Here is a 22,117-nt window from a genome sequence, read left to right on the forward strand (position 1 = left end):
TGCTCCTCAGACGTCGTAGTCGACGACGACGCGGTCGCTCGTCGGGTGGGACTGGCAGGTCAGCACGTAGCCGCGGTCGAGCTCGTCGGGCTCGAGGGCATAGTTCTCGGTCATGGTCACACTGCCCTCGAGGACTCGTGCGCGGCACGTACCGCAGACGCCGCCCGCGCAGGCGAACGGGGCGTCGGGGCGCACCCGCAGTGCGGCGTTCAGCACCGACTCATGCGCATCGACGGGGCTCTCGACGGTCGAGGAGACGCCGTCGAGGTTGACCTCGATGCGGATCGTCATCTCGCCAGCGCGTACTTCGACGGGGCGGGCCGCGCGCACCGGCTCATCCCCGGTCGTGAAGAGCTCGAATCGGATGTGCTCCCGCGGCACCCCCACGTCGGCGAGCACCTCCCGGCACAGGTCGACGAGCGAGAGCGGTCCGCACAGGAACCATTCGTCGACGTCGGTCGGGTCGATCAGCATGCGCAGGATTGTCCGCAGCTTCTCCTCGTCGATCCGGCCGGACAGCACCGGCGCCGTGCGCTGCTCGCGGGAGAGCACATGGTGCAGCGTCAGGCGAGTCGGGTATCGGTCCTTCAGATCGGCGAGGTCCTCGAGGAACATCACGTCGAGTGTCGAGCGGTTCGTGTACAGGAGCGTGAAACGCGAGGTCTCGGAGCGGGTCAGTACGGTGTGCGCGAGAGCCATGAGCGGTGTGATTCCCGAGCCCGCGGCGATGCCGACGACGTGGCGCTGATCGAGGTCGTCCAGGCCCGAGGTGAACGTGCCCTGCGGGCTCATCACGTCGATCTCGAAGCCCGGGTGCAGGCCCGTCTGCGCCCACGTGGAGAACAGGCCGCCCTCGTCGCGCTTCACGGCGACGCTCAGCCGAGTCGGCATTCCGGCCGCGATCTGCTCATCCGTGCGATGCTCGGGGGCCCGACACAGAGAGTACGACCGGCGCACCTCGGTGCCCTCGAGCGTCGTGCGCAGCGCCACGTACTGGCCGGGCAGGTGGTCGTAGTCATCGGCCAGCTCGGCGGGGACGGTGAAGGTCACCTCGACCGAGTCTTCGGTGAGCGGCCGCACCTCTTCGACGGCCAGCGTATGGAAGCGTGCGCGCTTCTTCGTCGTCGACGCGGCTCGGTGAGCGGCGGCCGCCGGAGCGATGCCGGGGGAGGCGAACAGTGACATCAGTGCACCTTGAAGTGGTCGAAGGGCTCGAGGCAGGCACGGCATTCGAACAGCGCCTTGCACGAGGTGGATCCGAAGCGAGACACCTCGCGGGTGTCCAGCGATCCGCACCGGGGGCAGCGCACGCTGATCGCGAGGCGGATCGGGCCCGATGAGATCGCCGAGCGTCCGGACGGAGGGGCGATGCCGTACCGCGACAGCTTCTGCTTGCCGGCATCCGACATCCAGTCCGTCGTCCACGCGGGCGAGAGCACGAGTCGCACTTCGACCTTCTCGTAGCCGGCCACGGTCAGGGCCAGGATGACGTCGTCGCGGATCGTGTCCATCGCCGGGCATCCGCTGTAGGTCGGCGTGATGTCGACCGTGACCGTATCGCCGTCGACCGCGACGGCACGGAGCACGCCGAGATCCTCGATCGTGAGCACAGGCACCTCGGGATCGGCCACGGCCGCGGCGATCCGCCAGGCCGTCGCCTGCGCATCGGTGTGCAGCGTGCCGTTCACCACGATGCTCCCGGATGGCGCCTCGCGAGCACCTGCATCTCGGCGAGCAGGTGGCCGAGCGGTGTCGCGTGAGCGCCGCGCCGGCCGCCTGCAGAGGATGCCGAGACGGCAGGTGTCTCGAGCTCCGCCTCGGCGAACACGGTGTCGACGACCGCGTCGAAACCGGGGCGCAGCGTCGACGGCCGCACCGCGGCAGCACCGAGCCGCTCGATCAGGGGCTCATCGCGGAAGAGTTCGTCGACGTAGGGCCAGACACCGCCCAGTGCGCGGATGATCCGCCGGCGCGATTCATCGGTGCCGCCGGCGAGGCGAAGCACCCACTGCACCGCGTGGTCACGGTGGTAGTCGACCTCTTTGAGCGACTTCTCGGCGATCGCGGCGAAGGTCGGATCGGTGCTCGCGCGCAGGGCGGAGTAGAGCTCGAACATGTAGGTCGACACGATGAACTGACGCGCGATCGTCTGAGCGAAGTCGCCGTTGGGCTGCTCGACGATCCAGGAGCTGCGGAACTCGGGCTCGTCGCGGAAGTACGCGAGATCGTCTTCGGAGCGTCCGTCGAACGATCCGGCGAAGTGCAGGAACGAGCGGGCGTGTCCGAGCAGATCGAGGGCGATGTTGCCGAGCGCGACGTCCTCTTCGAGCTCGGGTGCGCGGGCGATCCACTCGCCGAGCTGCTGAGAGAGGATCAGGGCGTCGTCGCCGAGCCACAGCGCGTACTCGGCGATGTCGGCGGATGCCGCCGTGGAGCCTGATCCGGTGAGCTCCTCGCTCAGCCGCAGCGCGTCGACCGACACGTCGCCGTGCACATCGCCGTGAATGTCCGCATGGATGTCGTTCACAGGTGCGGCACTCCCTCGGAAGCGGTGTAGTACACGGCATGTCGGTAGTTCTTGCCGGCGGGGCTCTCAAAGTAGGCACCCTTGGCGTCGGGGTCGCTGGTGGTGATCGCGTCGGCGGGAACGGCCCAGATCGAGACACCTTCGCCTCGGCGCGTGTAGAGGTCGCGGGCGTTGCGGATCGCCATGTCGGCATCCGGAGCATGCAGGGACCCGACGTGGACATGGCTCAGACCCCGGTTCGCGCGGACGAAGACCTCCCAGAGGGGCCACGGCTCGCGTTCATCGGCTCCCGGCGTCGCCATCACGCCACTCCCATGCCGGTCGTCGAGCGAGCCGCAGGCGAGCCGAATCGCTGCTTGCGGGCGTACTCGGCCGCGGCCTCGCGCACCCATGCGCCCTCCTCGTGCGCCGTGCGGCGGCGCTCGAGACGTTCGGCGTTGCACGGGCCGTTGCCGCGCAGCACCTCGAAGAACTCTTCCCAGTCGATCTCGCCGATCACGTACTGGCCGGTCTCGTCGTCGAAGCGCAGATCGGGGTCGGGAAGGGTGACGCCGAGGATCTCGGCCTGCGGCACGAGCATGCCGACGAAACGCTGGCGCAGCTCATCGTTGGTGAAGCGCTTGATCTTCCACTTCATCGACTGGGCGGAATTGGGGGACTGGTCATCCGGCGGCCCGAACATCGCCAGGCTCGGCCAGTACCAGCGGTTCACGGCATCCTGCGCCATCTGCTTCTGCTCGTCGGTGCCCTGCATCAGGGAGAGCAGGATCTCGAAGCCCTGGCGCTGGTGGAACGACTCCTCTTTGCACACGCGCACCATCGCGCGTCCGTAGGGGCCGTACGACGCGCGGCACAGCGGAACCTGGTTGCAGATCGCGGCGCCGTCGACGAGCCATCCGATGGCGCCCATGTCGGCCCAGGTGGGAGTCGGGTAGTTGAAGATCGACGAGTACTTGGCCTTGCCGCTGATGAGCTGATCCATCATCTCGTCACGCGTGATCCCGAGGGTCTGCGCGGCGGAGTAGAGGTAGAGCCCGTGCCCCGCCTCGTCCTGCACCTTCGCCATCAGGATCGCCTTGCGCTTGAGGCTCGGCGCCCGGGTGATCCAGTTGCCCTCCGGCTGCATGCCGATGATCTCCGAGTGCGCATGCTGCGAGATCTGACGGATCAGCGTCTTGCGGTACGCGTCGGGCATCCAGTCGCGAGGCTCGATGCGCTGCTCGTTCGCGATGAGCTCGTCGAACAGGCGCTCGTCATCGGAGAGCTCGTCTTCGACGAGGGAGAGATCTGCGGGGCTGGTCATCATCGACTCCTCGGTGTCCCACCGGCTTTACTGACCGGTCGTTAGGTAATTCTCACATGGAGGTCGTCTGTTCGCAAGGCGAAGGGCTCAACGAGAGCGCGAGACGAGGTCGAGAAGAGCTCTGCCGTAGGCCTCAGAAGGATCGGGATGCTCGAATCTCAGCGCCTCGCCGGCGATCTCCACCTCGACGACGAACGCATCGGCGACACGGGTCAGCGCGCGGAAGGTGCCCCGCAACAGCTCGCGCAGCTGGTCCTCGCGCGGAAGCCAGACCGCATCGGCGAGGGTGACGGCGTCAAGCGCCCACTCGGTCGTGCCGTTGAACGCCAGATCCGTGCCGCTGGGCGTCTGACGAGCTTCGATCGTCATCTCGCTGACCGTGAAGACATCGGCCTCGGCTTCGAGTTCGACCTCGTCCGGCAGATCGAGCTGGAATCGATCGCCCTCGGCCGGATGCCACACGAGACCGGCGTCGCGCAGGGATACGGCCAGTTCTCGGGTGATCATCGTTCCACGCTAGACGACGCGATCGGGCGCGGGGGCGTTCTGCGTGTGGGGAACGGCCCCCGGGCGTCGGTGGCCCGGGCCCCTGACGTCGGTGGCATGAGGCCCTGACGTCGGTGGCATGAGGCACAGTGGAGACATGACTTCCCCCGCCGCTGTCGACACCCGCACCGCTGCGCTCTCGGCGCTCCGCGAGCTGGTCGGTCGTTCCGATGCCGACTTCCACGACGGCCAGTACGAGGCGATCGAGGCTCTCGTCGAGGGGCGACGCCGCGCGCTCGTCGTGCAGCGCACGGGCTGGGGAAAGTCGGCCGTGTACTTCGTCGCGACCCTGCTGCTGAGGCGACAGGGCGCCGGCCCCGCCGTGCTCGTCTCGCCGCTGCTGGCGCTGATGCGAGATCAGATCGCCGCCGCCGAGCGGGCGGGTGTGCGCGCTGTCGCGATCAACTCGACCAACGCGCACGAGTGGTCGGAGGTGATGGAGCAGCTGGACCGTGACGAGGTCGACGTGCTGCTCGTGTCTCCCGAGCGACTGAACAACCCTGCGTTCCGCGAGCAGCAGCTGCCGGCACTCGTGCGGCGCATCGGAATGCTGGTAGTCGACGAGGCGCACTGCATCAGCGACTGGGGGCACGACTTCCGCCCCGACTATCGGCGGCTGCGCGATCTGATCGAGCAGATGCCGCCTCAGGTTCCGGTGCTCGCCACCACGGCGACGGCGAACAGCAGAGTCGTCGCAGACGTCGCCGAGCAGCTCGGCACCGGCGGTGTGGAATCCGTAGGCGACCGACCAGAGGTGCTGACGATCCGAGGCCCGCTCGCCCGCACCTCGCTGCGGTTGGGGGTCCTGCGCCTGCGCGATTCGGCGAGCCGGTTGGCGTGGTTGCTGAGCCACATCGACGACCTCCCCGGCTCCGGCATCATCTACACGCTCACCGTCGCGGCGGCGGTCGACACCGCGCGGCTGCTGCGCGATCACGGCCACGAGGTGCGTGCGTACACGGGGCAGACCGACACCGACGAGCGCACCGAGTCCGAGGGGATGCTGAAGCGCAACGAGGTCAAGGCGCTCGTCGCCACGAGCGCACTCGGCATGGGGTTCGACAAGCCCGACCTCGGATTCGTCCTGCACCTGGGGGCGCCGTCGTCGCCTGTCGCGTACTACCAGCAGGTCGGTCGTGCCGGTCGTGCGAGTGAGAGCGCCGACGTCCTATTGCTGCCGGGTGTCGAAGACCGCGACATCTGGCATTACTTCGCGACGGCGTCGATGCCCGACCGCGAGCGCGCCGAGCGCGTGATCGGGGCGCTCGGAGACCAGCCGATCTCGACTCCTGCTCTCGAGGCGATGGTCGACATCCGGCGCACACCCCTCGAACTTCTGCTCAAGGTGCTCGACGTCGATGGTGCGGTGCGGCGGGTGCAGGGCGGGTGGGTCGCGACCGGTCAGCCGTGGACGTACGACGCCGAGCGCTACGAGCGCATCGCGGGTGAGCGCCGGGCCGAGCAACAGCACATGATCGACTACGAGCAGACCGATGGCTGCCGCATGGAGTTCCTCCAGCGCTCTCTCGACGATGACACCGCTGCACCGTGTGGCAGATGCGACAACTGCGCGCGCATCTGGTTCCCGAGCGAGATCGGCGAGGCAGCGACAACGCAGGCTGCGGAGTCGCTCGATCGGGTCGGGGTACCGGTCGAACCGCGACGCGCCTGGCCGACGGGAGCCGACAAGCTCGACGTCCCGGTCAAGGGGCGCATCCCGGCGGGGGAGCAGGCGGGCGAGGGGCGCGCCCTCGCCCGATTGACCGACCTCGGCTGGGGCGGCACTCTGCGGGAGCTCTTCGCGGCAGGAGCACCCGACGTCGCGGTGACTCCGCAGGTGCTCGGCGGTTGTGTGCGGGTCCTCGCCGGCTGGGGGTGGGCAGAACGCCCGGTAGCCGTGGTCGCCATGCCATCGCGTTCGCATCCGCTGCTCGTCGACTCGCTCGCCCGCGGAATCTCCGAGATCGGGCGGCTGCCGTACCTCGGTGCGCTCGACCTGGTGAACGGGGGACCCACGGGGCAGCCCGGTGGCAACAGCGTCTTCCGTCTGGCGGGCCTGTGGGACAGATTCAGCGCGCAGGGTCTCGACATTCCCGAGGGCCCGGTGCTCCTCGTCGACGACATGGCCGACAGTCGATGGACTCTCACGGTCGCCGCACGCGCGCTACGTCATGCGGGCGCCACGGAGGTCCTTCCGTTCGTGCTCGCGCTCCGCGGCTGACGCCTGCGTCAGCAGCATCGATCAGCGCTTCGTCGATGCGTCCCGTTCTCTCGACCGCATCCTCTGAACAGCTGCGGCAAGCAGCGGTACGTCGGACCTCGCAGTCGTCATGACGATGGCATGCGTGGTGTCGAAGTAGCGGTGCGCGAGGTAGTCGCGCATTCCAGCGATCTCCGCCCACGGGATACCGGGCTCGGCCGCGGTCGCGGCTTCGCTGAGGCCCTTGACCGCCTCGCCGATCTCGATGAGCCGTGCACGAATGGCGTCGAACACGATCTCGTCATCGCTGTCGATACGTCTCTCATAGCGAGCGACCGCGTCACAGGCGGAGGCGATGTCCTCAAGCCGCTCAGAGGTGTGTCGGCTCACAGCGTGATGGCTTCACGCTCGACCGCTTCTGCCACTGCGGGTTTGAGGCCGTCAATGGGAACGAGGTCGACGCGCCGGCCGAGTATCTGCTCTGCCTCTCGCCGCATTCGCAGCAGATCGAACACGCCGACGCTCGGCGTGACATCGACGGCCAGGTCGATGTCACTCGATGGAGTCTCATCGCCGCGAGCGACGCTGCCGAAGAGGCGGATGCGCTGCGCCCCGAGCGGCAGGAGCGCGCGTCGGAGTTCGCCGGAAAGCGCGATCACTCGGTCGCGCGCGCTCTGCTCCTCCGAAGTCCGCGGCGCGATCTCGACGACCAGCCCGGCAGCCGAGATCAGCCTGTCGACTGCGTCGAACGACGGTTCGCGCCTGCCGTTCTCATATTCGCTGACGACGCTCTGCGTCACGCCGGCGAGCCGGGCCAGCGCGGATTGCGTCAGCCCGCTCTGGCGGCGGGCGTAGCGAATTAGCTCGGCGGCGCGACTCATAAATCGACAATATCGCATATTCGCGATATTGCGTAGATGTGATACCGCTTTCAGCGCAGGTCGTATACGCGCTTGTACTTGCCCTCGCTGCGGGGCAGCGTGCCCGGCTCCTCGACCTTGACGTCGACGCTGGTGCCGATGTGCATCTTGATGCGGTGGTGGAGCACCGCCGCCGCGGCGTCGCACTCCTCGGCGCTCAACGACGGGTGCCGCTCGATGCGCACTGTCATGGTGTCGAGGTGCGCGACATGGTGCAGCTCGAGCACGAAGTGCGGCGTCAGCGTCTCGATCCCCATCACGAGCTCCTCGATCTGCGTGGGGAACAGGTTCACGCCGCGCAGGATGATCATGTCGTCGTTGCGTCCGGTGATCTTCTCCATGCGCCGCAGAGCGGGGTAGGTCGTGCCGGGAAGAAGTCGCGTCAGGTCGCGTGTGCGGTATCGGATGACAGGGAACGCCTCCTTGGTGAGAGACGTGAACACCAGTTCGCCCAGCGCTCCGTCCGGCAGGCGATCGCCTGTGTCGCCGTCGACGATCTCGGGCAGGAAGTGGTCCTCCCAGATGTGCGGCCCGTCTTTCGTGAGCACGCTCTCGCTCGCGACACCTGGTCCCATGACCTCGCTGAGCCCGTAGATGTCGACCGCGTCGATGTTCAGCCGTCGCTCGATCTCCCGCCGCATCTCGTTCGTCCAGGGCTCTGCGCCGAGCACCGCCACCCGCAGCGACGTGGTCGTCGGATCGATCCCCGCCGCCTCCATCGCGTCAGCGATCGTGAGCAGGTAGCTGGGGGTGCAGAGGATCGCGTCCGGCTCGAAATCGGTGATCAGCTGCACCTGCCGCGCTGTCTGTCCGCCCGACACGGGGATCACCGTGGCACCGAGCCGCTCGATGCCGGCATGCGCACCCAGGCCTCCGGTGAAGAGTCCGTAGCCGTATGCGTTGTGGACCTTCATCCCCGCCCGGATGCCGGCCGCGTGCAGCGACCTCGCGATCAGGTCGCTCCAGCGGTCGAGGTCGCCCTCGGTGTAGCCGACGACGGTCGGACGCCCCGTCGTTCCGGAGGACGCATGGATGCGTCGGACGTCGGGCATGGGAACGGCGAACATCCCGAACGGGTAGCTCTCGCGCAGATCGGCCTTGGTGGTGAAAGGCAGCTTCTGCACGTCGTCGAGGGTGCGGATGTCGTCGGGGTGCACACCGTGCCCATCGAACTTGCGGCGATAGACCGGCACATTCTCGTACGCGTGGTGCACCGTCCACTGCAGGCGCTCCAGCTGCAGCCGGGCGAGCCGGTCGGGCGAGTGCAGGTGCGCCTCGGTGCCGATCTCGGAACGTGCTGTGATCATCGTCGACTCCTTCGTCATGAACGGGACACTGAGCGTTCGGGCGCTCAGCCCGGGTGCGATCGGTTGGTCGTGAGCGAGCGGCCACGGACCTCGGCGACGACATCGCCCGACTCGTCTGTCACCGTCACGTCGTAGAGCCCGTTCCGGCCGCTGACGACCCGGCGAACGGCTCGAGCCGTCAGACGGTCGCCCGAAGTGGTCGACTTCAGGAACGTGATGTCGGCGCCGCCGGCGACCGTGACGCGCTCGTCTTCGTTGCAGGCGATCGCGAAGGCCGTGTCGGCGAGCGTGAACACCAGCCCGCCATGCGTGATCGCGAAGCCGTTCAGCATGTCATCGCGCACCGTCATCGACACCACGGCCTCTCCCGGCGCGTCGAGTTCGACGACCATGCCGAGCATCGCCGACGCCGCATCGCGCTGCATCATGGGCCTCATGCGGCCGCGACCTCGGGCGTCGGCTCCTTGTTCACCAGCGTGAGCACATCGTAGGTCGCGACGAGCTCGTCGCTCTGGTTGCGGATCACGGCGTCCCAGCGCACCTCGCCGTACTCGTCGGTCTCGCGCGGAGTGATCTGCTTGGCGGTGAGCTCGACCCGGATCGTGTCGCCGGGAGAGACAGGCGTGATGAAACGCAGGTTCTCGAGCCCGTAGTTCGCGAGCACGGGCCCGGGCTCCGGGTCGACGAAGAGACCGGCCGCCCACGAGACGAGCAGGTAGCCGTGCGCCACGCGTCCGGGGAAGAACGGGTTCGCCGCAGCGGCCGTCTCGTCCATGTGCGCATAGAAGGTGTCACCCGTGAAGTGCGCGAACGTCTCGATGTCGGCGAGCGTCACCTCACGCGATGCCGAGACGATCTGGTCGCCGATGCGGAGCTCTGCGAGCGACTTGCGGAACGGGTGCCGTCCGTCGCTGTGCGCGGCGGCCCCCGCATGCCACACGCCTGTCAGCGCTGTGAGCATCTCGGGCGAACCCTGCACCGCGGTGCGCTGCATGTGGTGGAGCACCGCACGGATGCCGCCGAGCTCCTCGCCGCCTCCGGCCCGGCCGGGGCCGCCGTGCACGAGGTTCGGCAGCGGCGAGCCGTGACCGGTCGACGATCGTGCGTCGTCGCGGTCGAGCAGCAGCATTCGACCGTTGAACGGGGCGATGCGCGCCGCGAGATCCACAGCCTGCACCGGGTCGTGTGTCGCGATGCTGGTGACGAGCGAGCCGCCGCCTCGTGCCACGAGTGCTGCGGCGTCGGCGGTGGTGTCGTAGGTGAGGAGCGACGAGACCGGGCCGAAGGCCTCGATCAAGTGCGCTGCGTCTGTCCGCGAGTCGTCGAACTGCAAGAGCAGCGGCGAGACGAACGCGCCCTCGGGAGCGACACCCGTGCCCCCGTCGGTGAGCCGCACCTCGGGAGCATCCGTCGTTCCGACGACGATGCGTCCTCCCGCCGTCTGCAGCCTGCCCACCTGTCGCAGCACCTCGTCGCGCTGTGCGGTCGACGCGAGCGGGCCCATGGTGACGCCCTCCGCGCGCGGGTCGCCCAGCACGGTCTTGTCGGCGATGCGCGCCTGCACAGCGGCGATCACGGCATCCGCCGACCCGGTGGGCACGATCGCGCGACGGATGGCCGTGCACTTCTGACCGGCTTTGGTCGTCATCTCGGTGACGAGCTGGCGCACATAGGCGTCGAACTCGGGAGTGCCCTCGACCGCGTCGGTGCCGAGCACCGAGGCATTGATCGAATCGGTCTCGGCGGTGAACCGCACGCCGCCGGTCTGCACCGCAGGGTGGGCCTTGAGGCTCTCCGCCGTCGATGCGCTGCCGGTGAAGCCGACGATGTCGCCCAGCCTCAGGTTCTCGAAGAGGTCGGGAACGCTGCCGCTGACGAGCTGGAGCGATCCGTCGGGCAGCAGTCCGGACTCGACCAGGATGCGCACCATGGCCTCGGCGAGGTACCCCGTGGGGGTCGCGGGCTTCACGACGGTCGGCATGCCGGCGAGGAATGCCGGAGCGAACTTCTCGAGTGATCCCCACACCGGGAAGTTGAACGCGTTGATCTGCACGGCGACGCCGGGCAGCGTCGTGTAGACGTGGCGCCCGAGGAAAGACCCGTCCTTCGAGAGCGGCTCGACCGGGCCGTCGACGTGCACGCGGCTGTTCGGCAGCTCACGTCGACCCTTGCCGGAGTAGGAGAACAGGACCCCGATGCCGCCGTCGATGTCGACCCACGAGTCGTTCTTCGTGGCACCGGTGCGGGAGGACAGCGCGTACAGCTCGTCCTTGCGCTCGGTGAGTGCGAGGGCGAACTGCTTGAGCAGTACGGCGCGCTGGTGGAACGTGAGCGCCCCGAGGCTCTTCTGCCCCACGGAGCGAGCGTGCTCCAGCGCCCCCGCGAGATCCAGGCCTTCGGTGGAGACGAGCGTGACGACGTCGCCGGTCGACGCGTCGCGGACCTCGGCGGAGCGTTCGGGCGACGACGGCGTCCACCACTCACCCCGGACGTAACTCGGCAGATACTCGGTCATCTCTCCTCGTTCCATGCGTAGAACCCTTCGCCGCTCTTGCGGCCGAGTTTTCCTTCGGCGACCATTCGTCGCAGCAGATCCGGCGGGGCGAACCGAGCGCCGAGCGTGCGCTCCAACTCCTCGGCGATGCCGAGTCGCACATCCAGCCCGACCACGTCGGTCGTGCGCAGCGGGCCCATCGGGTGCCGGTATCCGAGTGTCATGGCCGCATCGATGTCGGCCGCCGACGCGACCCCCTCCTCGAGCATCCTGATCGCTTCCAGGCCGAGCATCACGCCGAGTCGAGACGATGCGAACCCGGGGGAGTCGCTGACGACGATCGGCGTCTTGCCGAGCGCGGCCACCCATGCGCTCGCGCTCTCGACGGTCGCCGCGTCGGTCGCTGTGCCGCGCACGATCTCGACGAGGCTCGACGCGGGCACGGGGTTGAAGAAATGAAGACCGAGGAATCGCTCCGGGCGCAGGCGGCCCGCGGCCAGGTCGTCGATCGAGATCGACGAGGTGTTGCTCGCCAGCGTCGCGTGCTCGGGCAGCGCCGCCTCGACGCGGGCGAGTGCATCATCCTTGAGAGCACGGTCCTCGGGCACCGCCTCGATCGCGAGGTCGACGGCGGCGAAGGATGCGAGATCCTTGCCGGTCGTGAGGCGGCCGGCGAGCTCCGTCTCGTCCAGCGAGGGATCACGTTCGACAGATCTGCGGATGCTGTCGCCGATGCGGGCGTGCGCCGCGTCAGCGCTCGCCGCATCGCGCTCGACCACGCAGACGTGCGAGCCCGCGAGCAGGAACGCATGCGCGATGCCCGCTCCCATGCGCCCACCGCCCAGAACGCCGACGTTCGCGGGCGCGCCGTCTGGGCGTTTCGTCTCGCTTCGCTCGCTCAACGACCGGGGATGGGTGTCGCTCAACGACCGGGGATGGGTGTCGCTCATCGGCTCTTCCTCTCCAGGAACGCGGTCATGCGTCGGCGCTTCTCGGTCGACTCGAAGAGCTCGGCCTGCAGCTCGAGCTCGATCGCCGGATGCTGCGCTCGCGGGGCGCGCAGCGCGCGCTTCGTGTACTGCGTCGCCAGTGGGTCGTTCGCCGCGATCCGGTCGACGATCCCGTGCGCGGCGGCGAGCAGTTCCTCGGCCGGATGCAGTGACGAGACGAGCCCCCAGCGCAGCGCCTCCTCGGCATCGAGCGCTCGACCGGTGAGCAGCAGCTCGCTCGCCCGGGCGTCGCCGACGATCTCGGGAAGCCGCCAGGTCGCACCGGCCGCCGCGATGATGCCGAGCCCGGTCTCGGGGTTGCCGATGCGGAGCGACGGCGTCGCGATGCGGATGTCTGCGGCGTAGGCGAGCTCGGCTCCGCCCCCGAGCGCGTACCCGTCGATCGCCGCGATCACCGGCATCGGGAGCTCCTGGATGCGAATGAACACGGTCGCGTTGATGCCGCGCCTGGCGTCGTCCGCGGTGCGATCGCGCAGCTGGGCGATGTCCGCACCGGCGGCGAAGACCCCGCCCGACCCCGTGAGGATCAGCGTGCGCGGAGCCTCTTCGAGCATCGCGCACAGCTCGTGCAGCGCATCGACCGTCGCCTGGTCGATGGCATTGCGCTTGTCGGGTCGGTCGAGTGTGGCGACGATCCGGTCGTCCTGCTCGTCGATGTGCAGGGTCACGTCAGACGCTCCACGATCATGGCGGTGCCCTGCCCGACGCCGACGCACATCGTGGCCAGTCCGTAGCGTGCGTTCTCGCGCTCGAGTCGACCGAGCAGCGTCACGATCAGGCGAGACCCACTGGACCCGAGCGGGTGGCCGAGCGCGATGGCGCCGCCGTCGGCGTTGACGATCGCCGGGTCGAGCCCCAGGCGGCGGATGCAGGCGAGGGACTGCGACGCGAAGGCCTCGTTCAGCTCGACGGCCCCGAGGTCGGAGACCTGCAGGCCCGCCTTCGCGAGCGCCTTCTGCGTGGCCGGCACCGGACCCAGTCCCATGATCTCGGGAGCGAGTGCGGCGCTAGCCGACGCGACGATCCGTGCGCGCGGACGCAGGCCGTGCCGCTCGACGGCCTCGGCGCTTGCCACGACGATCGCGGAGGCGCCGTCGTTCAGCGAGCTGGAGTTGCCGGCCGTGACGACCTCGCCGCCCGCAACCACGGCGCGCAGCCTCGCGAGCGCGTCGAGGGTGGTGTCCCGTCGCGGCCCCTCGTCGGTGTCGACGATTCCGCGGCCCGTCTCGACTCCGACGATCTCGGGGGCGAAGCGCCCCGCATCGATCGCCGCGATGGCACGCTGATGGCTCAGGAACGCGAAGGCGTCGGCATCCGCCCGACTGATCGCGTCGACGCGGGCGACCTCCTCCGCCGTCTCCGGCATCGAGAAGGTCGCCTTGTCGCGCTCGCTGAGCCGGGGGTTCGCGAAGCGCCAGCCGATCGATGTGTCGAAGGCCGCACCGGGCTTGGCCCAGGCCCTCTCGGGCTTGGCCTGCACCCAGGGCGCTCTGGTCATGGATTCGACGCCGCCGGCGACGACGAGGTCGGCGTCTCCGGCGCGCACGGCGTTCGCGGCGAGGGCGATGGCCGACATCCCCGAGGCGCAGAGGCGGTTGACGGTCAGGCCGGGGATCGAGTCGGGCAGGCCCGCGAGCAGCACGGCCATGCGTGCGACGTTGCGGTTGTCCTCGCCCGCCTGGTTCGCGGCTCCGAGGATTACTTCGTCGATCTCCTCCACGGGCACCGCGGATCTGCGGGCAGTCTCGCCCACCACGAGGGCTGCGAGATCGTCGGGACGGACGGACGCGAGTGCGCCTCCGTAGCGGCCGACGGGGGTGCGGACGCCATCGACGAGATAGGCCTCGGACATCGTCATCCTCTCGATCACCAACGCTGGCGATAATTTCAGACCGATCGGTCAGGAATACGATCTCAGATCGGCGGACGAATGGCAACTCATCGGGAATGACAGACTGGGCCCATGGCGCAGCCCGGATTCGACGCGCCGGCCCCGAAGCGCGGCCGGCCAGGTTACGACCGCGAGCAGGTGCTCGCGGTCGCCGTGAAGGTGTTCAACGAGCAGGGGTACGACGCGACCAGCGTCGCCGACCTCAGCGCCACCCTCGGGCTCACCAAGTCCGCGCTCTACCATCACTTCGAATCCAAGTCGGCGATCCTCGAGCTCGCGCTGACCGACGCCCTCGACGCTCTCGAGGCCGTCGTGGACGACGCGACAGCACGGCATCCGCTCGCCGCCGATCGGCTGCGATCGATCATCCGCGGGGCGGTGCGCGTGCTCACCGAGAAGCTCCCGTCGGTCACGCTGCTGCTGCGGGTTCGGGGCAACGGCGATGTCGAGACGGCGGCCCTCGTGCGCCGCCGCGCGTTCGACCAGCGGGTCACCGCGATCGTCACCGAGGCTCAGGCAGAGGGGCTGATCCGCGACGACGTCGATGCCGCGGTCGCGACCAGGCTGATCTTCGGCATGATCAACTCGGTCGTCGAGTGGTATCGGCCCGGTGGTCCGGTCGACCCGGATGAACTGGGCGAGGACATCCTGCGGGTGAGCCTGGACGGTCTGCAGTCTCGCTGAGTCGACTCAGTCGTCGGCCGGAGCCACCCGGGGAGGCCAGCTGGTGGCCCCGAGTTCGCGTGAGATGTTCCGCGCGGTCTCTCGCAGCGCGTGGAGCACGGCATCCGGGGCGGGAGCGTGAGAGGTGGGCATCACGACGGCGACCGCCGCGACGATGTCGTTCGAGGAGTCGGCCACCGGCGCCGCCACAGAGGACTCGCCGAGCACGGCCTCGTCGACCTCGGTGGCGCTGCCGCGCTCGGCGATCGTCGGCAGCTCCATGATCAGACGGGCGACATCGGTGATGGTGTCTCCGGTGAGGCTGGGCAGCGGGCGCTCGAAGACCGTGCGCTGGAAGCCGAGATCGTGCGCGAGCAGCACCTTCCCCATCGCCGAGGCGTGAGCGGGGATGGCGACGCCGGTCTCGAGCATCTGCTGGCTGTCATCGGGGCGCAGGTCGTGGTGGATGACGAGGACCTCGTGGAAGTGCGGCGCCCCGAGCCGCACGGGGAGGTTCGTGCGGCGCGCGAGCTCCTGCGTCCACCGCATGGCGCGCGCCCTGACATCGAGGGTGTCGAGGTACACGTTGCTCAGGCGCAGCAGCGTCGGGCCGAGCATGTAGCGCTGCCCTCCGCGCTCTTTCGCGACCAGTCCATGCTCGCGCAGGGACTTGACGATCCCGTGCACGGTCGACGGCGGAAGGTTCAGTGCGAGAGCCAGATCGGTGATGCCGAGGTGGCGCGCGCCCTGCAGCAGTTCGAGCACTTTGGCTGCGCGATCGATGGCCTGGATCACAGCGGCTCCTCCCTCCGGTCGACGTCGAGCCGGGTGGTCTCGTCGGCCGCCAGGTAGATCTTGACAACTCGACTGCGCCCGAGCATATTCGACATTGACGAATAACTTTCCAATATTGCGAAAGATCGCCACCGCAGAGATCAAGGGAGATCGAACGATGAAGAAGCTCATCAACAACCCCGCCGATGTGCTGGCCGAATCGTTGCGGGGCGTCGCACTCGCGCATCCGGAGCTGTCGGTGGACGTCGAGAACAGCGTGATCACCAGGGCCACGCCGAAGGACGCGGGCAAGGTGGCGGTGGTCTCGGGCGGAGGGTCCGGGCATGAGCCGCTGCACGGCGGCTACGTGGGCGTCGGGATGCTCGACGCCGCCGTCGCGGGCGAGGTCTTCACCTCGCCGACTCCCGATCGTGTGCAGGCCGCGACCAAGGCGGTCGACCGGGGTGCCGGAGTGCTGCACATCGTGAAGAACTACACCGGAGACGTGCTGAACTTCGAGATGGCCGCTGAGCTCGCCGAGATGGAGGGCATCGAGGTCGGCACCGTGATCGTCGATGACGACGTCGCCGTGCAGGACTCGCTCTACACGGCTGGTCGCCGGGGCGTCGGACTCACCGTGCTGCTCGAGAAGCTCGTCGGCGCAGCCGCGGAGGAGGGGCAGGATCTCGCCTCGATCGTCGAGCTCGCGAAGCGCATCAACGGCCAGGGCCGCTCGATGGGCATGGCGCTCACGAGCTGCACCGTGCCCGCCGCCGGCAAGCCGACGTTCGACCTGCCTGAGGATCAGATGGAGATCGGCATCGGCATCCACGGCGAACCCGGTCGTCACCGGGAGCCGCTGGCTCCGGCATCCGAGATCGCCCGCCAGCTCGTCGATCCGATCCTCGCCGACCTCGACGCCGCAGGCCCTGCGATCGTGATGCTGAACGGCATGGGCGGATCGCCCCTTATCGAGCTGTACCTCATGTACGGCGAGGTCGTGCCGCTGCTCGAGAAGGCCGGCGTGCAGATCGCCCGAAACCTGGTCGGCGATTACATCACCTCGCTCGACATGGCCGGCTGCTCGCTCACGGTGCTGAAGGCCGACGACGAGCTGCTGCGGCTGTGGGATGCTCCGGTCAGCACGCCGGGCCTCCGGTGGGGAGCATGATGACGGGCGTCGACACGGCAGCGCTCATCGAGTGGATCCACCGCTTCCGCGACGTGATCGCGGAGAAGCGCGAGTGGCTCACCGAGCTCGACTCGGCGATCGGCGACGCCGACCACGGCGCGAACATGTCGAGAGGAATGGAGGCGGTCGTCGCGAAGCTCGACGCAGGAGCGCCGGCCACCGTCGACGAGCTGCTCAAGACGGTGGGCATGACCCTGGTGAGCTCCGTCGGCGGCGCGAGCGGCCCCCTGTACGGAACGCTGTTCCTGCGCATGGGGATGGCCGCGGGCCCGGTCACCGAGCTCGATTCCTCCGCGCTCGCCGCGTCACTGCGGGCAGGACTCGACGGGATCGTCGCTCGCGGCAAGGCCGAAGCGGGGGACAAGACCATGTTCGACGCGATGGCTCCGGCGGTCGACGCGCTCGATGAGGCGATCGCCGGCGGAGCGGATCTCGGGGCGGCGACCGCGGCCGCGGCGACGGCTGCTGCTGCGGGCCGGGACGCCACCGAACCTCTCGTCGCCCGCAAGGGACGTGCGAGCTATCTGGGTGAGCGCAGCGCCGGTCATCTCGACCCCGGCGCCGCATCGACCACGCTGCTGTTCGAGACACTCGCCCAGGCCACCGCGCTGAGCGCCTCACCGGCCGCGGAACCGTCCTGATGATCGGCATCGTCGCCGTCTCCCACAGCGCTCGACTCGGGGAGGCGGCGCTGGAGCTCGCCCTGCAGATGGTGCACGGCGGGGGAGTGCGCGTGCGGGTCGCAGCCGGTGCGGGATCGGATGCCGACGGCGCACCCGTCCTCGGCACGGACGCGGTCGCAGTGGCCGCGGCGATCGACGAACTCGCGACGGACTGCGACGGGGTGCTCGTGCTGATGGACCTGGGGTCTGCGGTGCTCAGCGCCGAGCTCGCACTCGAGCTGCGGATGAGCGACGTGCCCGTGCGCCTGGCACCCGCCCCCTTCGTGGAAGGACTGCTCGCGGCGGTCGTGTCGGCCGCGGCGGGCGGATCGCTCGACGTCGTCGCGCAGGAGGCCTCGGCCGCCCTCGGCGCGAAGACCGGCCAGCTCGGCGACGCGAACGCCGACGGTGACGAGGGCCGCATCCCTCCTGCACACGGTGCCAGCGAGTACGGCGCCGATGCACCTTCCGTCGAGCCGGATGCGTCTGCTCGGCCGGATGCCGTCGTGCGCGTGGTGACGGTGCGGAATCCGCTCGGCATCCATGCGCGTCCGGCCGCACTCATCGCCGAGACATCGGCGGGAGCTGATGTGCGACTTCGCAAGTTGCCGGACGGACCCGGCGCCGCCGCCGCGAGCCTCTCGCGACTGCTGATCCTCGGCGCTCGACAGGGCGACGAGATCGAGCTGTCTGCGACGGGGGCCGACGCGGAGCGCGTCGTCGAGCGTCTCGTGGCTCTCTTCGGCGACGGGTTCGGCGAGGGGGTCGGGGAGGGAGTCACCGAGGTTGCGGAGTCTCCGGTAGCTGCAACGACGCCGTCGGTCGAGACGGAGACGCCGGCTCCCTCGCCGATCGCGGCGGGAACCGTGCTGCGCGGGAGGGGAGTGAGCGGTGGACGGGTCGCGGCCCCGGCGGTGATCCTCGCCGCGCCACTCGACGAGCCCGATGCGAGCGCGGTCGTCGCGCCGGCTGATCGCGAGAGCGAGGTGTCCGCGATCGAGTGGGCTGCGGTGGCGGTGGCCGATCAGCTGCGTGCGCGTACGTCCACAGCGACCGGGGAAGCGCGGGCGATCCTCGATGCCTCGCGTCTGCTCGCCTCCGATCCGGAGCTCGTGGCCGAGGCCTCGGCGCTCGTCCGGATCAAGGGGCGCACAGCGGCGCGGGCCGTGTGGGAGACCGCGGTCTCGCACGAGCAGGGCCTCGCGGCACTCGGCGGACGGATGGCCGAGCGGGCGGCGGACATCCGCGACGTCCGCGATCGCATCGTCGCGGAGATCCTCGACGTCGACGTCCCTGGCGTCCCTGAGCGTGAGGAGCCGTTCGTGCTGCTGGCCGTCGACCTCGCCCCGGCCGACACCGCCGCCCTCGAAGGCGGCAGCTGCGTCGGGTTGGTGACCGAGCAGGGGGGTCCCACCTCGCACACCGCGATCATCGCCCGATCTCTGGGGATCCCCGCCGTGGTCGGGGCGGCCGGGGCGACACGGATCACGCCCGATGCCGTCGTGCTCGTCGACGGCGACCGGGGCACCGTCGAGGTCGAACCCGACCCGGCGCGCGCGGAGGCGGCGAGGGCCGAAGCGGTCGTCGTGCCCTTCGAGGGAGAGGGTGTGCTCGGCGACGGGCACCGCATCCGTCTGCTCGCGAATGTGGGGGGAGCGGCCGAGGCGGTGACCGCTGCTGCCGCCGGAGCAGAGGGCGTCGGACTCTTCCGCACCGAGTTCTGCTTCCTCGATCGCGTCGACGCGCCGTCGATCGACGAGCAGGTGGCGTCCTACCGCGGTGTCCTCGCAGCCTTCCCGGGGCGTCGGGTCGTCGTGCGCACGCTCGATGCGGGCAGCGACAAGCCTCTGCCGTTCGCGAACGCGGATCACGAGGACAATCCCGCTCTGGGGGTTCGTGGCCTGCGCATCGCCCGGCGGTCGCCGGTGCTGCTCGACGATCAACTGCGCGCGCTGGCACGGGCAGCCGAGGCGGAGTCGGCGGTCGTCGAGGTGATGGCGCCGATGGTGGCCACGGTCGACGAGGCGCGTGCCTTCGCCGAGAGCGCGCGTGCGGTCGGGCTCATGACCGTCGGTGTGATGATCGAGACGCCGTCGGCGGCGTTGCTCGCCTCGGAGATGCTCGAGGTCGTCGACTTCGTCAGCCTCGGCACCAATGACCTCGCCCAGTACACACTGGCGGCGGATCGCCTGCTCGCCGAGCTCGGTGAGCTGAATGACCCGTGGCAGCCAGCTGTGCTCCGGCTGATCGGGGCGGTCGGCGCCGCCGGGCGCACGTGGGATCTTCCGGTCGGGGTGTGCGGCGAGGCCGCAGCGGACCCCGCTCTCGCACCGGTGCTCGTGGGCCTCGGCGTCACCTCGCTGTCGATGACGCCGCGGGCGCTGGGTCGTGTGGCAGCAGCACTCGAGGCCGTCACCGAAGCGCAGTGTCGAGCGGCGGCGGAGGCCGTGCTGAAGGCGGCGACCACCGCGGACGCCCGTTCAGCGGCTCTCGCGATCCTCGGGTCCGAGAGCGTCGGCGGACCGGTCGTCTGAACGACCGACCCGCCGACAGTGTCTGGCGAGCTTCCGCTCAGGCGTGCAGGTCCACGCCCTTCGTCTCCTTCACGATCGAGACGGCGATGAGGGAGATCACGGCCGTGATGGCGATGTAGACGCCGATGGTCCAGGCTGCCTGGAACTGGTTCATCAGAGCCTCCGCGATCATCGGGGCGAACGCCCCGCCGAGGATGGCACCCAGTGCGTAACCGATCGAGACGCCCGAGTATCGGACGTTGGCGGGGAACATCTCGGCATAGAGGGCCGCCTGCGGACCGTACGAGAGTCCGAGCGCGAACGTCATGACGAACAGCGCCACGAAATACCAGAAGATGTTCGCCGTATCGATCAGGAACCACATCGGCACCGCCCAGACCGCGAGCGCGATGTACCCGATCTGGAAGGTGCGGACGCGACCGAGGCGATCCGAGAGGTGGCCGCCCCAGAGCGTGAAGATGAGCCATCCGAACGAGGCGAGGGTCGTGGCCAGCAGCACGGGAGGTCGTTCCATGCCCAGCGCCGTGACGGCGTAGGTGGCGAAGAACGCGATGAGGAGGTAACCGGCCGCGTTGTTGCCGATGAAGATGAGCGCGGTGAGCACGACCTGCTTGGTGTTCTTTCGGAACAGACGCCCCAGCGGTGCCGACGCCTCCTGCCGGCGACGGCGGAGGTCCTCGAAGACCGGGCTCTCGTCGACCGCGCGCCTGATCACGTAGCCGACGGCGATCAGCACGATCGACAGCAGGAACGGGATGCGCCATCCCCAGGCGAGGAAGTCCTCCGGTGACATCGAGCTTGTCAGGACCCAGAGCGTGGCTGTGGCGAGGATCATGCCGATCGGGACACCGATCTGAGGGAACGCACCGAAGAGCCCCCGGCGGGTGGTCGGCGCGTGCTCGACGGCCATCAGTGCTGCCCCGCCCCATTCGCCTCCGGCTGAGAATCCCTGCAGGATGCGGAGCACGATGAGCAGGATCGGTGCGGCGACGCCGATCGCCGCGTAGGTCGGCAGCAGGCCGATCAGGGAGGTGGAGAGTCCCATCATCACGAGCGTGAAGACGAGCATCTTCTTGCGGCCCAGCTTGTCGCCGAGGTGCCCGGCGACGATGGCTCCGAGTGGACGGAAGAGGAAGGAGATTCCGATCGTGGCGAACGACAGGATCTGCGCGAACCCCTTGTTCTCCTCGGCGATCGGCGCAAGGAACAGGGGAGCGAGCACGAGGCCGGCGGCTTGCGCGTAGATGAAGAAGTCGTACCACTCGATCGAGGTGCCGACGAGGGTGCTGGCGAGAACCCGCCGCTCCTCGGAGGGCATCCGGGTGGTCGAACTGCGTGCGGACACTGCTGACGTCATGCGAACTCCATTGTTCTGCGGTGGGGGAAGAGCGATGCACCATCGCCCCGGGTCACTTACCGAATGATCGGTCAGTAAAGCGAGAGTAGCGCACGCGGGCGGGCAGTCCAAGGGCAGGAGGCACACGTCGCCGCGCGCATGGATCAGCTCGAGCGCGCAGCGGCGGACTGCGGAGAGCTCGACTATGACGGGCTCAACACCTTCGAGGCGGTCGTCGCGGAGGAGGAAGGCGGCGTTCGTGCGCTGGCGGGAACGATGAACGCCGACCCCGCCTCCGACGGGTGGCGGGTCTTCCACGGATCCGCCGCAGTCGGCAACACGCTCGTGCACCTGAGCACGTCGCTTCCCGATTCCGCGCCGATCGACGCGGCGGCCGCGGTCGAGCTGCTGCAGGCGACCGCGATCGATGCGAAGTCCGAACTCATCGACACTCTGACTGAGGCCCCTCCGACAGGGACGACGGAACCGGTGGGCGATGCGTCCACTGACTGGGCCGAGTGGTCGATCACGGGGCAGGGCGTCGGCCCGATCCGCCTCGGTGAGACGTATGACGACATCGTGGCGACACTGCCTGGACCGGAACCCGGGTGCACGTCGTCTCGTCAGGGCAATGGGCCTACTTCGTCGCCGACAGAGCGGGGCGTCTCCTGATCTTCCACACCACGCGCGAGGACACCGACTCGACGGAGGCTCGGATCATCGGGATCACGACCGCTGACACCACCCTGCGAGGAGAC

22 protein-coding genes are annotated in these 22,117 nt (G+C 69.0%); 6 read left to right on the top strand and 16 right to left on the bottom strand.

What is annotated here, in order from left to right:
• Positions 1 to 6: 6 nt before the first annotated feature.
• The 6 genes from paaE to RQG77_RS00665 all read right to left on the bottom strand — a co-directional run bounded on the left by paaE (position 7) and on the right by RQG77_RS00665 (position 4,337).
• A complete protein-coding gene (gene paaE, locus RQG77_RS00640) occupies positions 7 to 1,185 on the bottom strand; it encodes a 1,2-phenylacetyl-CoA epoxidase subunit PaaE (protein WP_311242970.1) in 1,179 nt (392 codons plus the stop codon).
• The gene (paaD, locus tag RQG77_RS00645; protein ID WP_311242971.1) at positions 1,185 to 1,688 is read right to left on the bottom strand and encodes a 1,2-phenylacetyl-CoA epoxidase subunit PaaD; all 504 of its coding nucleotides are present in this window, start codon (positions 1,686 to 1,688) and stop codon (positions 1,185 to 1,187) included. The genes paaE and paaD overlap by 1 nt, the downstream gene beginning before the upstream one ends.
• The gene (paaC, locus tag RQG77_RS00650; RefSeq protein ID WP_396653369.1) at positions 1,685 to 2,527 is read right to left on the bottom strand and encodes a 1,2-phenylacetyl-CoA epoxidase subunit PaaC; all 843 of its coding nucleotides are present in this window, start codon (positions 2,525 to 2,527) and stop codon (positions 1,685 to 1,687) included. Before paaC ends, paaD begins: the two co-directional genes overlap by 4 nt.
• Positions 2,524 to 2,829, bottom strand: a complete 306-nt coding sequence (paaB, locus tag RQG77_RS00655) for a 1,2-phenylacetyl-CoA epoxidase subunit PaaB (protein WP_056308954.1) — start codon at positions 2,827 to 2,829, stop codon at positions 2,524 to 2,526. Before paaB ends, paaC begins: the two co-directional genes overlap by 4 nt.
• Positions 2,829 to 3,830 carry a 1,2-phenylacetyl-CoA epoxidase subunit PaaA gene (gene paaA / locus RQG77_RS00660; RefSeq protein WP_311242972.1) on the bottom strand — a complete coding sequence of 334 codons (1,002 nt, stop codon included), beginning with the start codon at positions 3,828 to 3,830 and terminating at the stop codon, positions 2,829 to 2,831. The genes paaB and paaA overlap by 1 nt, the downstream gene beginning before the upstream one ends.
• A gap of 87 nt (positions 3,831 to 3,917) precedes the next feature.
• Positions 3,918 to 4,337: a hypothetical protein gene (locus RQG77_RS00665; RefSeq protein ID WP_056308949.1), complete on the bottom strand. Its 420-nt coding sequence runs from the start codon at positions 4,335 to 4,337 to the stop codon at positions 3,918 to 3,920.
• Positions 4,338 to 4,473: 136 nt separating this feature from the next.
• Between RQG77_RS00665 and RQG77_RS00670 the strand changes: the two genes are divergently transcribed.
• Entirely contained in the window at positions 4,474 to 6,597 is a 2,124-nt protein-coding gene (locus RQG77_RS00670) for a RecQ family ATP-dependent DNA helicase (protein WP_311242973.1), read from the top strand.
• A gap of 21 nt (positions 6,598 to 6,618) precedes the next feature.
• Here the strand turns inward: RQG77_RS00670 and RQG77_RS00675 are convergent, their stop codons facing one another.
• From RQG77_RS00675 to RQG77_RS00710, 8 genes are read right to left on the bottom strand one after another with little or no spacing between them, the layout of a single operon-like run.
• A complete protein-coding gene (locus RQG77_RS00675; protein WP_311242974.1) occupies positions 6,619 to 6,966 on the bottom strand; it encodes a HepT-like ribonuclease domain-containing protein in 348 nt (115 codons plus the stop codon).
• The gene (locus RQG77_RS00680) at positions 6,963 to 7,457 is read right to left on the bottom strand and encodes a helix-turn-helix domain-containing protein (RefSeq protein WP_311242975.1); all 495 of its coding nucleotides are present in this window, start codon (positions 7,455 to 7,457) and stop codon (positions 6,963 to 6,965) included. The genes RQG77_RS00675 and RQG77_RS00680 overlap by 4 nt, the downstream gene beginning before the upstream one ends.
• 50 nt (positions 7,458 to 7,507) lie before the next feature.
• A complete protein-coding gene (gene paaK, locus RQG77_RS00685) occupies positions 7,508 to 8,803 on the bottom strand; it encodes a phenylacetate--CoA ligase PaaK (RefSeq protein WP_311242976.1) in 1,296 nt (431 codons plus the stop codon).
• 44 nt (positions 8,804 to 8,847) lie between these two features.
• A complete protein-coding gene (paaI, locus tag RQG77_RS00690) occupies positions 8,848 to 9,231 on the bottom strand; it encodes a hydroxyphenylacetyl-CoA thioesterase PaaI (protein WP_311242977.1) in 384 nt (127 codons plus the stop codon).
• Between the two features lie 5 nt (positions 9,232 to 9,236).
• Positions 9,237 to 11,318 (bottom strand): phenylacetic acid degradation bifunctional protein PaaZ, encoded by a 2,082-nt coding sequence (gene paaZ / locus RQG77_RS00695; RefSeq protein WP_311242978.1) that lies wholly within the window; start codon positions 11,316 to 11,318, stop codon positions 9,237 to 9,239.
• Positions 11,315 to 12,247 carry a 3-hydroxyacyl-CoA dehydrogenase family protein gene (locus RQG77_RS00700; protein WP_311242979.1) on the bottom strand — a complete coding sequence of 311 codons (933 nt, stop codon included), beginning with the start codon at positions 12,245 to 12,247 and terminating at the stop codon, positions 11,315 to 11,317. Before RQG77_RS00700 ends, paaZ begins: the two co-directional genes overlap by 4 nt.
• Positions 12,244 to 12,975, bottom strand: a complete 732-nt coding sequence (locus RQG77_RS00705; RefSeq protein ID WP_311242980.1) for an enoyl-CoA hydratase/isomerase family protein — start codon at positions 12,973 to 12,975, stop codon at positions 12,244 to 12,246. Before RQG77_RS00705 ends, RQG77_RS00700 begins: the two co-directional genes overlap by 4 nt.
• Positions 12,972 to 14,159 (bottom strand): acetyl-CoA C-acyltransferase, encoded by a 1,188-nt coding sequence (locus RQG77_RS00710; RefSeq protein ID WP_311242981.1) that lies wholly within the window; start codon positions 14,157 to 14,159, stop codon positions 12,972 to 12,974. Before RQG77_RS00710 ends, RQG77_RS00705 begins: the two co-directional genes overlap by 4 nt.
• A gap of 111 nt (positions 14,160 to 14,270) precedes the next feature.
• Between RQG77_RS00710 and RQG77_RS00715 the strand changes: the two genes are divergently transcribed.
• The gene (locus tag RQG77_RS00715) at positions 14,271 to 14,882 is read left to right on the top strand and encodes a TetR/AcrR family transcriptional regulator (protein ID WP_311242982.1); all 612 of its coding nucleotides are present in this window, start codon (positions 14,271 to 14,273) and stop codon (positions 14,880 to 14,882) included.
• 6 nt (positions 14,883 to 14,888) lie between these two features.
• On the opposite strand, the gene RQG77_RS00720 is transcribed toward RQG77_RS00715, so the two are convergent.
• Positions 14,889 to 15,656, bottom strand: coding sequence for an IclR family transcriptional regulator (locus RQG77_RS00720; RefSeq protein WP_311242983.1), 768 nt, complete (start codon positions 15,654 to 15,656; stop codon positions 14,889 to 14,891).
• A 157-nt stretch (positions 15,657 to 15,813) separates the two neighbouring features.
• Between RQG77_RS00720 and dhaK the strand changes: the two genes are divergently transcribed.
• Genes dhaK through ptsP form a run of 3 tightly spaced genes read left to right on the top strand, consistent with a single transcriptional unit; the run spans position 15,814 to position 20,023 of the window.
• On the top strand, positions 15,814 to 16,806 hold the full coding sequence (dhaK, locus tag RQG77_RS00725; protein WP_311242984.1) for a dihydroxyacetone kinase subunit DhaK: 993 nt from the start codon (positions 15,814 to 15,816) through the stop codon (positions 16,804 to 16,806).
• On the top strand, positions 16,806 to 17,468 hold the full coding sequence (gene dhaL / locus RQG77_RS00730) for a dihydroxyacetone kinase subunit DhaL (RefSeq protein WP_311243453.1): 663 nt from the start codon (positions 16,806 to 16,808) through the stop codon (positions 17,466 to 17,468). Before dhaK ends, dhaL begins: the two co-directional genes overlap by 1 nt.
• Complete coding sequence (ptsP, locus tag RQG77_RS00735) at positions 17,468 to 20,023, top strand: phosphoenolpyruvate--protein phosphotransferase (protein WP_311242985.1); 2,556 nt, start codon at positions 17,468 to 17,470, stop codon at positions 20,021 to 20,023. The genes dhaL and ptsP overlap by 1 nt, the downstream gene beginning before the upstream one ends.
• A 37-nt stretch (positions 20,024 to 20,060) precedes the next feature.
• Here ptsP and RQG77_RS00740 read toward each other — a convergent pair whose 3' ends face one another.
• The gene (locus tag RQG77_RS00740) at positions 20,061 to 21,380 is read right to left on the bottom strand and encodes an MFS transporter (protein WP_311242986.1); all 1,320 of its coding nucleotides are present in this window, start codon (positions 21,378 to 21,380) and stop codon (positions 20,061 to 20,063) included.
• Between the two features lie 138 nt (positions 21,381 to 21,518).
• Here RQG77_RS00740 and RQG77_RS00745 point away from each other — a divergent pair, with 138 nt between their 5' ends.
• Entirely contained in the window at positions 21,519 to 22,031 is a 513-nt protein-coding gene (locus RQG77_RS00745; protein WP_311242987.1) for a hypothetical protein, read from the top strand.
• The last annotated feature ends 86 nt before the right edge of the window (positions 22,032 to 22,117 follow it).

The sequence above is a fragment of the Microbacterium sp. WCS2018Hpa-23 genome, from assembly GCF_031843845.1.
Classification (GTDB): domain Bacteria; phylum Actinomycetota; class Actinomycetes; order Actinomycetales; family Microbacteriaceae; genus Microbacterium.